The organism is Streptomyces albicerus, assembly GCF_008905045.1.
GTDB classification, from domain to species: Bacteria; Actinomycetota; Actinomycetes; order Streptomycetales; family Streptomycetaceae; genus Streptomyces; species Streptomyces albicerus.
The window spans coordinates 34,556-48,974 of record NZ_VWMY01000066.1; the positions used below are offsets into that span (position 1 = coordinate 34,556).

At 69.8% G+C, this 14,419-nt stretch carries 13 protein-coding genes; 4 read left to right on the forward strand and 9 right to left on the reverse strand.

What is annotated here, in order from left to right:
- Position 1 precedes the first annotated feature (1 nt).
- From GAS53_RS42875 to GAS53_RS42885, 3 genes are all read right to left on the reverse strand, one after another.
- On the reverse strand, positions 2–901 hold the full coding sequence (locus GAS53_RS42875; protein WP_151483200.1) for an SDR family oxidoreductase: 900 nt from the start codon (positions 899–901) through the stop codon (positions 2–4).
- Positions 902–960: 59 nt separating this feature from the next.
- Complete coding sequence (locus GAS53_RS42880) at positions 961–1,734, reverse strand: SDR family oxidoreductase (protein ID WP_151483201.1); 774 nt, start codon at positions 1,732–1,734, stop codon at positions 961–963.
- A gap of 159 nt (positions 1,735–1,893) precedes the next feature.
- Positions 1,894–2,277, reverse strand: coding sequence for a hypothetical protein (locus GAS53_RS42885; RefSeq protein WP_151483202.1), 384 nt, complete (start codon positions 2,275–2,277; stop codon positions 1,894–1,896).
- Positions 2,278–2,346: 69 nt separating this feature from the next.
- Here GAS53_RS42885 and GAS53_RS42890 point away from each other — a divergent pair, with 69 nt between their 5' ends.
- Entirely contained in the window at positions 2,347–2,598 is a 252-nt protein-coding gene (locus GAS53_RS42890; protein WP_151483203.1) for a hypothetical protein, read from the forward strand.
- A gap of 44 nt (positions 2,599–2,642) precedes the next feature.
- Here the strand turns inward: GAS53_RS42890 and GAS53_RS42895 are convergent, their stop codons facing one another.
- From GAS53_RS42895 to GAS53_RS42920, 6 genes are all read right to left on the reverse strand, one after another.
- The gene (locus tag GAS53_RS42895) at positions 2,643–4,106 is read right to left on the reverse strand and encodes an aldehyde dehydrogenase family protein (RefSeq protein WP_151483204.1); all 1,464 of its coding nucleotides are present in this window, start codon (positions 4,104–4,106) and stop codon (positions 2,643–2,645) included.
- Between the two features lie 19 nt (positions 4,107–4,125).
- Positions 4,126–5,856 (reverse strand): N-acyl-D-amino-acid deacylase family protein, encoded by a 1,731-nt coding sequence (locus tag GAS53_RS42900; protein WP_151483205.1) that lies wholly within the window; start codon positions 5,854–5,856, stop codon positions 4,126–4,128.
- 133 nt (positions 5,857–5,989) lie between these two features.
- Positions 5,990–7,108, reverse strand: coding sequence for an LLM class flavin-dependent oxidoreductase (locus tag GAS53_RS42905; protein ID WP_151483206.1), 1,119 nt, complete (start codon positions 7,106–7,108; stop codon positions 5,990–5,992).
- A gap of 108 nt (positions 7,109–7,216) precedes the next feature.
- A complete protein-coding gene (locus GAS53_RS42910; RefSeq protein ID WP_151483207.1) occupies positions 7,217–7,993 on the reverse strand; it encodes an SDR family NAD(P)-dependent oxidoreductase in 777 nt (258 codons plus the stop codon).
- A 115-nt stretch (positions 7,994–8,108) separates the two neighbouring features.
- Complete coding sequence (locus GAS53_RS42915) at positions 8,109–9,011, reverse strand: LLM class F420-dependent oxidoreductase (RefSeq protein ID WP_151483220.1); 903 nt, start codon at positions 9,009–9,011, stop codon at positions 8,109–8,111.
- A gap of 20 nt (positions 9,012–9,031) precedes the next feature.
- Positions 9,032–10,294, reverse strand: coding sequence for an amidohydrolase family protein (locus GAS53_RS42920; protein WP_151483208.1), 1,263 nt, complete (start codon positions 10,292–10,294; stop codon positions 9,032–9,034).
- Between the two features lie 235 nt (positions 10,295–10,529).
- Here GAS53_RS42920 and GAS53_RS42925 point away from each other — a divergent pair, with 235 nt between their 5' ends.
- From GAS53_RS42925 to GAS53_RS57815, 3 genes are all read left to right on the forward strand, one after another.
- Positions 10,530–13,496, forward strand: coding sequence for an AfsR/SARP family transcriptional regulator (locus tag GAS53_RS42925; protein WP_151483209.1), 2,967 nt, complete (start codon positions 10,530–10,532; stop codon positions 13,494–13,496).
- 215 nt (positions 13,497–13,711) lie between these two features.
- Entirely contained in the window at positions 13,712–13,951 is a 240-nt protein-coding gene (locus GAS53_RS42930; RefSeq protein WP_151483210.1) for a hypothetical protein, read from the forward strand.
- 186 nt (positions 13,952–14,137) lie between these two features.
- A complete protein-coding gene (locus GAS53_RS57815; protein WP_263974217.1) occupies positions 14,138–14,263 on the forward strand; it encodes a hypothetical protein in 126 nt (41 codons plus the stop codon).
- The last annotated feature ends 156 nt before the right edge of the window (positions 14,264–14,419 follow it).

The window sequence follows — 14,419 nt, forward strand, 5'->3', positions numbered from 1 at the left end:
GTCACGCGGTGGCCTTCTGCGGGGCGAGCAGGTCGTCCAGGCCTATGCGCGTCAGGAACTCGGCGCGTATACGGTCCGCGACCCGGCTGACCTCTTCCGCCCCGTCGTTCGCCGGGTCGACGTGGACCCGGAAGGGCCGCTCGCCGTGCGGGGTGTCGACGACCTCGACGATCGCGTCGGCGACCAGGGACACGTCGGCGTCGGCCGGGGCGAGGGCGGCGAGGCGTCGGCCGACCTGGTCCATCAGGCCCGCGTACCGCTCCTCGTACGCCGGGATCACCGTCTGCTCGGAGGGGTGTCCGCCGGTCGCGAAGTGGTTCGTGCCCGACGTGAACGCGCCCGGCACCACGATGGTCGTCTCGATGTTGAAACGGGCCAGCTCGGCCGCGTACGACACGGCGAGCGCGTCCATCCCGGCCTTCGCGGCGAAATACGGCGCGAGGTAGGGCGGGGTGCCACCCCTGGTGGAGCTGGAGCCGACCCAGAGCACCAGGCCGTGCTCCTGGGCGCGCAGGTGCGGGAGGGCGGCGCGGTTGACCCGCTGGGTGCCGAGCACGTTCGTGTCGTACACCGCGGCCAGTTCCTCCGGAGTGAAGGCCTCGGTCGGGCCGGTCACCATGTGGCCCGCGTTGTGGACGACCACGTCCAGCGCACCGGCTTCGGCCAGGATCGTGGCGACGGCGGCGTCCGCGGACTCCTGCGAGAGGACGTCCAACTCGACGGTGCGCAGGTCGACTTGATGCTCGGTGGCGTACGCCTCGGCCTCGGCGACCCGGCCCGCGTTACGGCCCTTGGTGTCGCGCATCGCGGCGTAGACCGTGTGGCCCGCGTCGGCCAGCGCCCGTGCGGCGAGCGCGCCGAAACCGGAACCCGCGCCCGTGATGACGATCGTCTTGCCCATGACGGAACTCCTTGGAGAGAAACGGAAGAGACAGGGGGGAGAGGGGAGGGAGAGGGGGTTTACGCGATGCCGCCGTTGGCGCGGACCACCTGGCCGTTGACCCAGCGGCCGGCCGGACCGGCCAGGAAGGACACGACCTCGGCGATGTCGTTCGGGGTGCCGAGGCGCTCCAGCGGCGGCTGGGCGGCCATCCGCGCGATGGTTTCCTCGTCCTTGCCGTCCAGGAACAGGGCGGTGGCGGTCGGGCCCGGGGCCACGGCGTTGACGGTGATGTCCCGGCCGCGCATCTCGCGGGCCAGGATCAGGGTCATGGCCTCGACTGCGCCCTTGGAGGCGGCGTACCCGCTGTAGCCGGGGAGGGCGAGCGCCAGCACGGAGCTGGAGAAGTTGATGATCGCGCCGCCCTCGCGCAGCCGGCGCGCGGCCTGCTGGTCGACGACGAAGGTGCCGCGGATGTTGGTGCGGTGCATCCGGTCCAGCGCGTCGAGGTCGGTTTCGGCCAGCGGGGCCAGGGTCATGACTCCGGCGGCGTGGACGACGACGTCGACCCCGCCGTACGTGGACTCGGCGGCGTCGAAGAGGGCCGCCACCTCGGTCTCGTCGGCGACGTCGGCCCGGAAGGCGAGCGCCTGCCCGCCCGCCTCGGCGATCGCGGCGACGGTCTTGTCGGCCTCGGCCTGGTTGCCCGCGAAGTTCACGACGACGGCGAACCCGTCGCCCGCCAGGCGCTCCGCGGTCTCCCGGCCGATCCCCCGGGATCCTCCGGTGACGATCGCGACGCGGGCGGAGGTGCCGGTGTTCGTGCTGGTACCGGTGCTGGACTGCTCACTCATGACGGTGCTCCTCGTCTCGGTGGGATAGCGCTGCTTCCATCCCGACGAGAACAACGCTAACACCGATGCGATAGCGACGCTACCCCCAGCCGTAACATCGCTACGCCAACCCTGGGCGCGATGCGAACGCCGCTACGAAACGCCGCTACGAAGCACCCTTCAGTCGCGCTTGAACACCTTGCTCAGCCGACCGACCTTCGCGGGCTGTGGTTCGGCAGGCGGCGGCTCCGTGAAGTGCGCGAGCTCCGCGACGGAGATCCGGACGTGCTCGGAGTCGATGACGACATCCCCATACAGCTCGCTCCACCTCGAGTGGCCGATCTCCACGAGCCAGCTGGTCTCGGAGATCCGGAACACACTGCGGCCCAGCTCCGCCGGCGAGCGAAAGGTGTCCCCGGTGCACGAGAGCGTCACTTCCTGTGCCATGGACAGGGCGTGCTCCCGCCCGTCCTCCGCATGCAGCTTCTGACGCAGAGTCCACTTGCCTTCGCTGCCGACCCGGTTGTGCTCGACGAGCACGTACCACTCCCCTGCAGGCCCCATCCCCGCAACCTCCCCACTCACCCCGGGACCGTCACGCCGGCCCCACCCGACCCAAGGCATGATGCCCACATGACGGTCACCATGACGATGAGCCTGCCCGATGACGTGGCCGCCTTCGTGAAGGCCAAGGGGAACCCCTCCGCGTACACCGCCCGGATACTGCGCCGCCAGATGCTCGCCGAGGAACTGGAGAAGTCCGCGCGGGTGCGGGCCGAGGCCGGGATCGTGGTCACCGCCGGGGAGCCCGCCGAGAGTGCCGGGGAGCATGCCGAGAGTGAGGACGCCGCCCTGGAGCGCTGGGCGCGGGTGGCGGGCAGGTAAGCGCGGGCACGCCTGTCGGCTGTCCTACGCCGGAGGCCGCGGCGTCAGCCCGGCCACACGATCGACTGCAGTTCGCTGTACGCGTGCAGGGCGTACGAACCCACGTCCCGGCCCACGCCGCTCTGCTTGAAGCCGCCGAAAGGGGCCTCCATGTTGCGGCCGACCGTGTTGACGCCGACGCCGCCCGCCCGGAGCTGCCGGGCGACGCGGAAGGCGCGGGACACGTCGCCGGACCAGACGTAGTCGATGAGGCCGTAGTCGCTGTCGTTGGCGAGGTCGACCGCCTGGTCCTCGTCGTCGAAGGGGAGGACCACGACGACCGGGCCGAAGATCTCCTCGCGGACCACCCGCATGTCGTTGGTGCAGTCGGCGAGGAGGGTGGGTGCCACGTAGAAGCCCCGCTCGAACTCGGGGCCGTGTGCGGGGCGTTCACCGCCCGCGACCACCCGTGCGCCCTCCTTGCGGCCCAGTTCGACGTACGACTCGACCCGGTCCCGGTGGGCGGCGGAGATCACCGGGCCGACCACCGTACCGTCGGCGCGCGGGTCGCCCACCTTCAAATAGCCGATGTAAGCCGCCAGTTGGGCAACAAGCCGGTCGTACACGGCCCGCTGAGCGAGCACCCGCGTCGGAGCCGTACAGATCTGCCCGCTGTAGAACGAGAACGTCGTGCCGATCCCCCGGACCGCCGACTCCAGGTCGGCGTCCTCGAAGACGACCGCCGCGCCCTTCCCGCCCAGCTCCATCAGCTGCCGTTTCATGCCGCGCCCGCAGACCTCCGCGATACGCCGCCCGACGGCGGTCGAGCCGGTGAAGCTCACCATGTCCACGTCGTCCGAGTCGACGGCGGCCTCCCCGACCTCCGCGCGCGAACCGCTGACGACGTTCACGACACCCGGCGGCGCGCCCGCCGCCTCCAGCGCCTCCGCCATCCGGTACACGGAGAGCGGGTCCTGCGGGGCAGGCTTCACGACGACCGTGTTGCCCATGGCCAGCGCCGGGGCGATCTTCCCGGCCGGGTTCGCCCAGGGGTTGTTGTACGAGGTGATGCAGGTGACCACGCCCACCGGCTGGCGCACGGCCAGGGCGCCCATCACGGCGGCCTTGCCGAACGGGCCCGCCTCGTTGATCTGCGGGGGCAGCGCCTGCTCGACGGGCTCCACGCACGCGTACCGCTCGAAACGGGCCGCCCCGACACCCACCTGCATCCCCCGCGCCGTGCCGGTCGTGGCGCCGGTCTCGGCCTGCGCCAGCTCGGCGTACGGGACGAGGTTGCGCCGGATCACCTCGGCCGCCCGGTGAAGGACGGCGGCACGCTCCTCGGGAGCCGTGCGCGACCATGCCCGGAAGGCCTCGCGGGCCGCGGCGGCAGCCGCGTGCACCTGATCCCGCGAGGCCTCCGGAGCCAGCCCGACGACACCCTCGGTCGCCGGGTCGATCACCTCGTAGTGGCCACCGTCCGGCTCCACCCACGAGCCGCCGATGAACAGCCGCTGCCCGTCCGTCACTTGACCCCCAGGTCGCACATCACTTGGTGCTCACCGTCCGCGTGTCCCGACCCGAGCGCAGCACCTTCCCCGGTACGGCCCCGGTCACCGCATCGCCCCGGATCGCCTCGACTCCGTTGACCCACACGGCCGTCACGCCGATCGCCTTGGAGTCGAGCCGCGGACTGTCTCCCGGCAGGTCGTGCACCAGGGTGGCCTTGCCGGCGTCGATCCGTTCCGGGTCGAAGAGCACGAGGTCCGCATGGAAACCCTCCGCGACACGTCCGCGCTCGCGGAGTCCGAAGAGCTGTGCCGGATCGTCCGTGAGCATCTTCACCGCCTGCTCCAGGGTCACCAGCTTCCGGCCCCGCAAACAGTCGCCGATGAACCGGGTCGTGTACGGAGCCCCGCACATCCGGTCCAGATGGGCGCCCGCGTCCGACCCGCCGAGCATCACGTCCTCGTGCCGCCACGTCTCCTGGCGCAGCGTCCACGAGTCGGGGTCGTTGTCGGTGGGCATGGGCCAGAGGACCGTACGCATCCGGTCGTTGGCGCAGATCTCGACGATGCACTCGAACGGCTCCTGGCCGCGCTCGGCCGCGATGTCCCGTACGACCCGCCCCGTGAGCCCCTCGTTCTCCGCGCTGTACGTGTCCCCGATGACGTACCGCCCGAAGTCGGCGAGCCGCCGGAAGACACCGGCCTCCTTCGAGTCGGCCCGCCGCAGCATCTCGGCCCGGACCCCGGGGTCCCGCAGCTTCGCGATCCGTTCGGGCACGGGCAGGCCGAGCACCTCGCCCCACCCGGGGATGAGGTTGAGCGCGCAGAACGTACCGAGCGACATGTTCATCGGCGTGAGGATCGGCATCGTCAGCGCGACGATCCGCCCACCGGCCTTTCGGGCCCGTTCACTTGCCGCGAGCTGCCGCGGCACGCGCTCGGGGACGGACGAGTCGATCGTCAGGACGTTCCAGTTCAGCGGACGCCCCGCCGCCGCGCTCATCTCCACGAAAAGATCGATCTCGTCGTCGCTGAACTGATCGAGGCAGCCCGCGACGATCGCCTCGATCTGCGTACCCTCGTGCTCGCCCACCGCCTGTGAAAGCGCCAGCAGTTCGGCCGGCCCGGCATGCCGAGAGGCGACCGGCTTTCCGTCCCCGTCGGAGTGCGTGGACGACTGCGTGGTGGAGAACCCCCAGGCCCCGGCCCCCATCGCCTCATGGAGGAGCCCGAGCATCCGCGACAACTGCTCCTCGGTCGGCTGCCCGCCCACGGCATCCGGCCCCATCACATACCGCCGCAACGCACAATGCCCGACCATGAAGCCCGCGTTGACCGCGATCCGCCCCTCCAGGGCATCCAGATACTCCCCGAAGGAATGCCAGCTCCAGGGCGCCCCCTCCTCCAGCGCGACCAGCGACATCCCCTCGACCTTGGACATCATCCGCCGCGTGTAGTCGGCGTCTTCCGGCCGCTCCGGATTGAGCGGAGCGAGGGTGAAACCGCAGTTGCCACCGGCGACGGTCGTCACACCGTGGTTCAGGGACGGGGTCGCATACGGGTCCCAGAACAGCTGCGCGTCGTAGTGGGTGTGCGGATCGACGAACCCAGGAGCGAGTACGAGCCCGGACGCGTCCTCACTCGTACGCGCCGCCTCGGTGACGCTCCCGATCACGGCGATACGCCCGTCACGTATCCCCACGTCAGCGGTGTACGAGGGCGCACCCGACCCATCCACGACGGTCGCGCCCTTGATCAGATGGTCAAGCATGCTTCCTACGCCCCTCTCTGGCTTTCTGCAGTGTCCGGCTCTCTGCGCTGTCCGCCTCCGCACTGGGGGCGCCCCTCAGGGGCGCGGGGAACTGCGCGACAAGCCACAACGAACCCGCAGCCTCCGACAAACCTCAGACGGCCTGCCGGAACCGAGTTGTCCGATGCACAGGATCCGTATCGATCTTCGGAATCACGTGCTCCCCGATCAGCCGAATCGTCTGCAGCGTCTCCTCCTTCGGCACCCCCACCGGCAACCCGAACGACAACTGATCGGCCCCGGCCTGCTCCCACCGCTTGCACTGCGTGAGCACCTCGTCCGGATCCCCGCAGATCAACAGCTCCTCGGCGATGAGGAGTTCGACGAACTCCTCGTTGTACTCGGGCAGCGTCTCCGGCCACACGGGGAACCCCTCGGGCCGCGGGAAGGTGTCGTGATACCGGAAGACGAGCGAGGGCAGATAGTGCAGCCCACCGCCCACAGCGATCCGTATCGCCTCTTCGTGCGTGGGCGCACAGATCGCGGTGGTCGTCACCATCACGTTGTCGTTGACGAAGTCCCCGATCGGCTCCGCCTCGACGACCGCCGTCTTGTACTGCTCGAGCACCCACTCCATGTCGGAGACCTTCTGCACGCTGAAGCCGAGCACTCCGAGCCCCTTGCGGGCGGCCATGGAGTACGACGGCGGCGACCCGGCGGCGTACCACATGGCGGGGTGCGACTTCCCGTGCGGCTTGGGCAGGACCTTGCGCGGCGGGAGCTGCCAGTGCTTGCCCTGGAACCCGACGTACTCGTCCTGGAGCCACATCTTCGGGAACTCGGCGATGGTCTCTTCCCAGATCTCCTTCGTGTAGTTCATGTCGGTGATGCCGGGAAGGAAGCCGAGGATCTCGTGCGAACCGGCGCCGCGTCCGCTGCCGAACTCGAAGCGGTTCTCGGTGAGATGGTCGAGCATGGCGACCTTCTCGGCGACCTTCACGGGGTGGTTGACCTGGGCGAGCGGGTTGAAGATCCCGGACCCGAGGTGAATGCGCTCGGTGGCGTGCGCGAGGTACCCGAGGAAGACGTCGTTCGCGGAGAGGTGCGAGTACTCCTCCAGGAAGTGGTGCTCGGACGCCCAGGCGTACTTGAAGCCGGACTTGTCCGCCTGGATGACGTACTCGGTCTCCTCCATCAGCGCCTTGTGTTCCGCGAGCGGATCGGTCTCGGCCCGCTTGCCCACGTATCCCTGTACAAAGAGCCCGAATTCCAAGGAGGTTCACCGTCCCCGAGAGTCTGGATACGAGATCTGACATACCGTCAGATCCACTGAGGCCGACTGTTCCACCGCCCGCCTGGAGCGTCAATAGCTGACGCCACGTCAGACCACACTCACCCCCGCCAGCCACCCCCCGTCGATCACGAACGGCTGCCCGGTGATGTAGGAGGAGTCCTCCGAGGAGAGGAAGAGCGCGAGTCGCGCCACCTCCTCGGGCTTCCCGATTCGGCCCATCGGCACGAGCTTGCGGTACAGCCGCGCCACGCCCTCCGAGGCCGCCTCGGCGTCCGCCGCCGGGTCGAGCAGCGCAGGGTTGCTCATGGCGGTGTCGATGGCGCCGGGGCAGACGGCGTTGACACGGATCCCCTTGGGTGCCAGCTCCAGCGCGGCCACGCGCGTGAGGCCGACGATCGCGTGCTTGGTCGCGCTGTACGCGCCGACGTACGCCATGCCGGTGACCCCGGTGTACGAGGCGGTGTTGACGATGGTTCCGCCGCCGGCCGCCTCGATCTCGGGGGCGAGGGCCTTGATGCCGAGGAAGACGCCGACCTGGTTGACCTGCACGAGGTGCATGAACTCGTCGAGAGGAGTGTCGACGAGGGCGTTGAAGCGCAGGACACCGGCGTTGTTGACCAGCCCGTCGACCTTCCCGTACGCACCCTTCGCGGCGGCCACCGCGGCCGCCCAGCCGTCCTCCCGGCTCACGTCCAGATGGACATAGAGCGCGCCCAGCTCCTTGGCCAGCCCCTCCCCCTGGTCGTCGAGCACGTCCGCGACGACGACCTTGGCGCCCTCGGCCGCGAAGAGCCGCGCCTCCTGTTCTCCCTGGCCGCGCGCGGCGCCGGTGACGAGAACGACCCGTCCGTCGAGCTTGCCCATGCGAACTCCCTTCGCAGACGTGGAGTCCATCACAGTATCTGACACACCGTCAGATATGAACGGGGCCGCACAGGAACAACCGAGGTCCGCCGACCGGGTCACCGGCCGCCGGCCCCTACAGCAGGACGGCCACCTCGGTCCCGAACGCCTCCATCTGGTCGGTGAGTTCGGCGCGGCTCCGGCTCCGGAACCGCACCTGGATCTGGTCCACCCCCATCGCTTGGTACGCCCGCAGCGACTCGGCGAGCGCTTCGGGGCTGCCGGTGAGGGTGCGTCGCCCGACGTCCCAGCCGGGCTCGCCCACGTACAGGGGCTCGGTGATGGCGCCCACGGTGAGGGGCTCGTCGACCCCCGCATCCTCGCGAAGCCGTTCGATCCGCGCGATCTGCTCGGGCAGCCGCTCCCGCGGATCCCCCTGCGGCAGCCAGCCATCCCCCTTGACCGCGGCCCGGCGCACGGCGGCCGGCGAGGAGCCGCCGACCCAGAGGGGAACGCGCTCCTGCGCGGGCCGAGGTCGCTGGCCGAGCCCTTCGAAGTCGTACAACTTTCCATGATGGGAGGGGAATTCATCCGGCCCGAGCGCTGCCCGCAACGCGTCGATGGACTCGTCGAGGACGGCTCCACGGCGCACGAAGTCCACCCCCAGCGCCTCGAACTCCTCCTGTACGTGCCCGGCGCCGACCCCGAGGATCAGCCGGCCGCCCGAGAGATGGTCGAGGGTCGCGTACTGCTTGGCGGTGAGGAGGGGATGCCGCAGTCCGACCACCGCGACATGGCTGAGCAGCCGTACGCGCTCGGTCACCCCCGCCAGGAAGGCGAGCGTGGCGACCGGGTCGTACCAGATCGTGCTCATCGCGGCGGCGAGCCGGCGCGGGATGGCCACGTGGTCGCAGCTCGCCACGTACGCGAAGCCCGAACGATCGGCGGTACGCGCGATCTCGACGAGGTCGTCGGGACCGGCGTCCGCCTCCCAGGCCTCGGCGTAGAGGGTGCTCTGGGACTGGACGGGCAGCTGCATCCCGTACTGGAGGGAAGCGCTCAACGGGCACCGCCCTGTTCACCGTCGCCACCGGGCGCACCGCCCAGCCCGGCCCACAGCCCGTCCGCCGTCAGCCCGAGCAGCTCGATCGCGTTCCGCCGTACGATCCGGTCGACGACATCCGCGTCCAGGTGCCCCATCTGCGCCTCGCCGACCTCCCGCGACTTGGGCCAGGTGGAGTCGGAGTGGGGATAGTCGGTCTCGTACAACACGTTCCCGACCCCTATGGAGTCGAGGTTGCGGAGCCCGAAGGCGTCGTCGAAGAAGCAGCCGTAGACGTGCTCGGCGAAGAGTTCGGACGGCGGCCGGTGGACCTTGTCGGCGACGCCGCCCCAGCCCCGGTTCTCCTCCCACACCACGTCCGCGCGCTCGAGGATGTAGGGAATCCACCCGATCTGCCCCTCCGCGTACATCACTTTCAGATTCGGGAAGCGCTCGAACTTGCCGCTCATCAGCCAGTCGACCATCGAGAAGCAGCAGTTTGCGAAGGTGATGGTGGAGCCGACGGCAGGCGGGGCGTCGGCGGAGGTGGAGGGCATGCGGCTGCTCGACCCGATGTGCATGGCGATGACCGTGCCGGTCTCGTCACAGGCGGCGAGGAACGGATCCCAGTCGTCCGTATGGATGGAGGGCAGTCCGAGATGCGGAGGTATCTCGGAGAAGGCGACGGCCCGTACCCCACGGGAGGCGTTGCGCCGTACCTCCTCCGCAGCCAGCCGCGCGTCCCACAGAGGTATGAGGGTGAGCGGTATCAGCCGGCCCCGGGCCTCGGGCCCGCACCACTCCTCGACCATCCAGTCGTTGTAGGCGCGCACGGAGAGGAGGCCCAGTTCGTGGTCCTTGGCCTCGGTGAAGGTCTGGCCGCAGAAGCGGGGGAAGGTGGGGAAGCAGAGGGCGGACTGGACGTGGTTGACGTCCATGTCGGCGAGGCGTTGCGGGACGTCGTACGAGCCCGGCCGCATCTGCTCGTACGTGATGATCTCGAGCTTGATCTCGTCCCTGTCGTACCCGACGGCGGTGTCGAGGCGGGTGAGGGGGCGGTGCAGGTCCTCGTAGACCCACCAGTCACCGATGGGCCCCTCGTCCCCCTGCGCACCCATGACGGGAGCGAACTTGCCGCCCAGGAAGGTCATTTCCTTGAGCGGGGCGCGGACGATCCGCGGCCCCCGGTCCTGGTACTTCGACGGGAGCCGGTCCTGCCAGACGCTGGGGGGCTCCACCGTGTGGTCGTCCACCGAGATGATCTTCGGAAAGGTCTCCATGCTTTGTACGGTAGCGCTGATCTGACGGTCCGTCAGCTCCCTGGTCGGTGCCGGGCGAGCGGTCCCTGGAATGCGGGAAAGGGGTCGCGGGGTTGCGAGGACGGGGTGTGGGCCCTGTGAGGGCTTGCGGTCCTCGGCATGGCGGCCTGTGATCGGTGTCTCCCACGGCTGACGTATCCGCCATGAACAAGGCAAACTGGCCTGGTTGTCATGACGTTTCGGCAGGGGGACAGCGATGGACGGTGTACCGCGAGCTTCCGAGCGGGTGCCGGAGCAGTGGCGTCCCGAGGAATCGGCGGCGCTTCGCTTCAGTGTGCTCGGCCCGGTGCGCGCCTGGCGCGGGGCGGAGTCATTGCCCACCGGATCTCCGCAACAACGCGCCCTGCTGGCGGCTCTGCTGCTCCGCGAGGGCCGCACGGCGACGGCGTCCGAACTGATCGACGCGCTGTGGGGCGAGGAGCCGCCGTCGCAGGCGCTGGCGGCTGTGCGGACGTATGCCTCGCGGTTGCGGAAGGTCCTCTCTCCCGGCGTACTGGTCAGCGAGTCGGGCGGCTACGCCATCCGGCTCACCGACGGGTCCGGCGTGGGCGGTTCCCTGGACCTGGCCCTGGCCCAGGAGTTGGCGGCGGACGCGGAGAAGGCGAAGACGACCGGCGACCTGTGCCACGCGCGCGCCATGCTGAACAAGGCGCTGAGCCTGTGGGACGGGGAGGTACTGGCAAGCGTCCCCGGCCCGTACGCGGACACGCAGCGCACCCGCCTGGAGGAGTGGCGCCTTCAGCTCATCGAGTCCCGCCTGGACATGGACCTCGAACAGGGCTGCCACGCGGAGGCGGTCTCCGAACTCACAGCTCTGACAGCGGCACATCCGTTGCGGGAGCGACTCCGTGAACTGCTGATGCTCGCCCTGTACCGCTCGGGCCGGCAGGCGGAGGCGCTGGCGGTGTACGCGGACACGCGGCGCTTGCTGGCGGATGAGCTGGGGGTGGACCCGCGGCCGGGCCTGAAGGAACTCCAGCAGCGGATTCTGCAGGCGGACCCCGGGCTGGCGGAACCGTCGGCTCCGGTGGCGGAGCCTGCCGTCGCTCCCGTCCGTCCCGCCCAACTCCCGGCCACTGTCCCTGACTTCACCGGCCGTGCGTCCTTTGTCTCCGAACTGGGCGACGTGCTGGCCTCCGCCGAGGGCCGCGTCATGGCGGTGTCGGCGGTGGCCGGGATCGGGGGCGTGGGCAAGACGACCCTCGCGGTGCATGTGGCGCACCAGGCCCGAGGCGCGTTCCCTGACGGGCAGTTGTACGTGGACCTGCAAGGGGCCGGAGCGCGCGCGGCCGAGCCGGAGACGGTGCTGGGGGCGTTCCTACGGGCGTTGGGGACCGCCGACTCCGCCATCCCGGACTCGCTGGAGGAGCGGGCAGCGCTGTTCCGGTCAGTGCTGGACGGCCGCCGGGTACTGGTGCTGCTGGACAACGCGCGCGATGCCGCGCAGGTGCGTCCGCTGCTGCCCGGGACGGAGGGCTGCGCGGCGCTCATCACCTCCCGGGTACGGATGGTGGACCTGGCCGGGGCCCACTTGGTGGACCTGGACGTGATGTCCCCCGAGGAGGCCTTGCAGCTCTTCACGAAGATCGTGGGCACGGAGCGCGTCGCCTCCGAGCGGGAGGCCGCGCTGGACGTGGTGGCGGCGTGCGGCTTCTTGCCGCTGGCGATCCGCATCGCCGCGTCGCGGTTGGCGGCTCGTCGTACGTGGACGGTTTCCGTACTCGCGGCGAAGCTGGCGGACGAGCGACGACGACTGGACGAGCTTCAGGCCGGGGACCTGGCGGTGAAGGCCACCTTCGAGCTGGGATATGGGCAGTTGGAGCCGACGCAGGCTCGGGCTTTCCGGCTGCTGGGGCTGGCGGACGGGCCGGACATCTCGCTGGCGGCAGCTGCGGCGGTGCTGGACCTGCCGGTCGAGGAAACGGAGGACTTGCTGGAGTCCCTCGTCGACACCTCGTTGCTGGAGTCGGCGGCGCCCGGTCGGTATCGCTACCACGACCTGGTCCGGCTCTACGCGCGTGCTTGCGCGGAGAGGGACGAACAGCCGCCGAGCGAGCGGGCAGCGGCGATGTCGCGACTGCTCGACTTCTACCTGGCTACGGCTTCGGGGATCTATGCGATCGAGCGGCCGGGGGACCGGCTGGTGGATCACCTGGAGGCGACGCAGTATCCGGGGCTGCGGTTCGGCGAAGGAAGCGCTGCCCTCGACTGGCTGTACACCGAGGCATCGCCTCTGCTGGCCTGCGTGCGGCAGTCGGCGGGTACGGATCGGTTGCGGCGGGCGGTGGACCTGCTGTGGGCCGCCAGGGACCTCACCGAGTCGGGGGCCAACTCCCACCAGTACGAGACGACGGCCAGGGCGATGTGCGATGCCACTCGGGCCGCGGGGGACGCTCACGCGGAGGGCAGGGCACGGACGACGCTCACCCACCCCCTGCTGGTCTCCGGCCGTATCCAACAGGCCGCCGAGCAGGCTCAGCTCGCCATGGAACTCGCCGCCTCCGCTCAGGACGCCATGGCCATGAGCTGGGCGGCCAACGACCGGGGGCTCACCTTCCTCCACCAGGAACAGTACGCGGAGGGCAAGACGTTCTTCGAGCGGTCGATAGAGGGATACGGCGCGATCGGCAACAAGCCCCTCGAAGCGCTCAGCCTGTGCAACCTGTCACGTGCTCACCTGGGCATGGGGAACATCACCATGGCGGTGGAGATCGCGCAGCGCGCCCTGACCGCGTACCTCGAGATCGGCCAGACCCTGCGTCTCGCCAACGGGCACTTCACCCTGGGCATCGCTCTGACCAGGGCCGACCGTCACACCGAGGCCCTCAGTCAGTTCTCCGACGCCTTGTCCGTCTTCGGCAACCACCGACAGCGGCTCTGGGAGGGAACGACCAACTTCCGTATCGCCGAAGTGCACTTGGCCGCCCGTCGCCCCGCGCAAGCTGCCCAGCACGCCGAGCAGGCACTCGCGCTCGGATGCATCGGCGGCGATCGGATGCAGGGCACCGTTCTGACGCTCCTGGGCCGGGCGCTCACCAGGCTGGGACAGGTGGACCGGGCCCGGGCCTGCTGGCGTGAGGCGATCAACCTCTACGAACAGAACGGCGGCGCCGCACAGGCGCAGGAGGTACGTGCGCTGCTCACGCCCGCCACTGCGGCGTGAGCGACGTGCTTCACACCGGGCTGTTGCGGACGTTCAGCATTCGTTTATCTCCACCGGGCACTCTCATACCTGTCACACCGTCGCGTCGGGGGGCAGACGGTCTGACCAGGAGCCCGACCGGTTAGTGTGCGGCTCCGAACGCCCGTCCAGCGGCCCTCGGGGGAGTTTCTGGGCGGGCGTTCCTCACTCGTCATCACAACGGAGGACTCACGCCCATGAACGACAAGAAGAAGGACACGGACTTCACCACGCAGGACAACGGAATGCCGACTCCGCCTGCCAAGGACCCGGACGTCACCACGCTCGACAACGGTATGCCGACTCCGCCGGCCGAGGACCCGGACGTCAAGCCGCTCGACAACGGCATGCCCAGCGAGCCCGCCAAGGACGACATCCGGACGATGGACAACGGCATGCCCGCCCCGCCCGCCCTGGACCTCGACGGCGGCAAGTAGAGACTTTCCTCCCGACGGGGATCGGCCGCGGTGGCGCGGAGGGGGAGCCACCGCGGCCGAGGTCTGTCCGGGGCCCGGTTCGGGTCATTCGGTGACGCGAACCGTTCGCGGCCCTCTCGAACACTTCCTCCCATGTAGCCAGGAATCTCTTTTTGCCCGGAAGTCCCCTCCCCCACAGGAGCTGGAATGACCCGCACCAAGAAGATCCTCGCCACGATCGCCCTGATGCTCGGCATCACCGCAGCGGCCGCGAGCCCGGCACTGGCCGACAACCCCATGCCGGTGGCCCCGCTGGACAACCCCATGCCCTGACGCAGCCCTTCACTTCCCCGATGGGGGCCGAGCCCACCCGGCTCGGCCCCCATCGGCATGCTCCACTCCCGCACGATCTACTCAGGATCGCCGCACCACCGCCTGAGCCATCCCTGACCATGCCCGAGCCTGCGGCAGAGGCCTATCGCCCCCCCC

Bases quoted from the DNA above. Each gene is read 5' to 3' on its own strand.
- GAS53_RS42875 (WP_151483200.1), bottom strand. From the start codon at position 901: ATGGGCAAGACGATCGTCATCACGGGCGCGGGTTCCGGTTTCGGCGCG.
- GAS53_RS42880 (WP_151483201.1), bottom strand. From the start codon at position 1,734: ATGAGTGAGCAGTCCAGCACCGGTACCAGCACGAACACCGGCACCTCC.
- GAS53_RS42885 (WP_151483202.1), bottom strand. From the start codon at position 2,277: ATGGGGCCTGCAGGGGAGTGGTACGTGCTCGTCGAGCACAACCGGGTC.
- GAS53_RS42890 (WP_151483203.1), top strand. From the start codon at position 2,347: ATGACGGTCACCATGACGATGAGCCTGCCCGATGACGTGGCCGCCTTC.
- GAS53_RS42900 (WP_151483205.1), bottom strand. From the start codon at position 5,856: ATGCTTGACCATCTGATCAAGGGCGCGACCGTCGTGGATGGGTCGGGT.
- GAS53_RS42910 (WP_151483207.1), bottom strand. From the start codon at position 7,993: ATGGGCAAGCTCGACGGACGGGTCGTTCTCGTCACCGGCGCCGCGCGC.
- GAS53_RS42915 (WP_151483220.1), bottom strand. From the start codon at position 9,011: ATGCAGCTGCCCGTCCAGTCCCAGAGCACCCTCTACGCCGAGGCCTGG.
- GAS53_RS42920 (WP_151483208.1), bottom strand. From the start codon at position 10,294: ATGGAGACCTTTCCGAAGATCATCTCGGTGGACGACCACACGGTGGAG.
- GAS53_RS42925 (WP_151483209.1), top strand. From the start codon at position 10,530: ATGGACGGTGTACCGCGAGCTTCCGAGCGGGTGCCGGAGCAGTGGCGT.
- GAS53_RS42930 (WP_151483210.1), top strand. From the start codon at position 13,712: ATGAACGACAAGAAGAAGGACACGGACTTCACCACGCAGGACAACGGA.
- GAS53_RS57815 (WP_263974217.1), top strand. From the start codon at position 14,138: ATGACCCGCACCAAGAAGATCCTCGCCACGATCGCCCTGATGCTCGGC.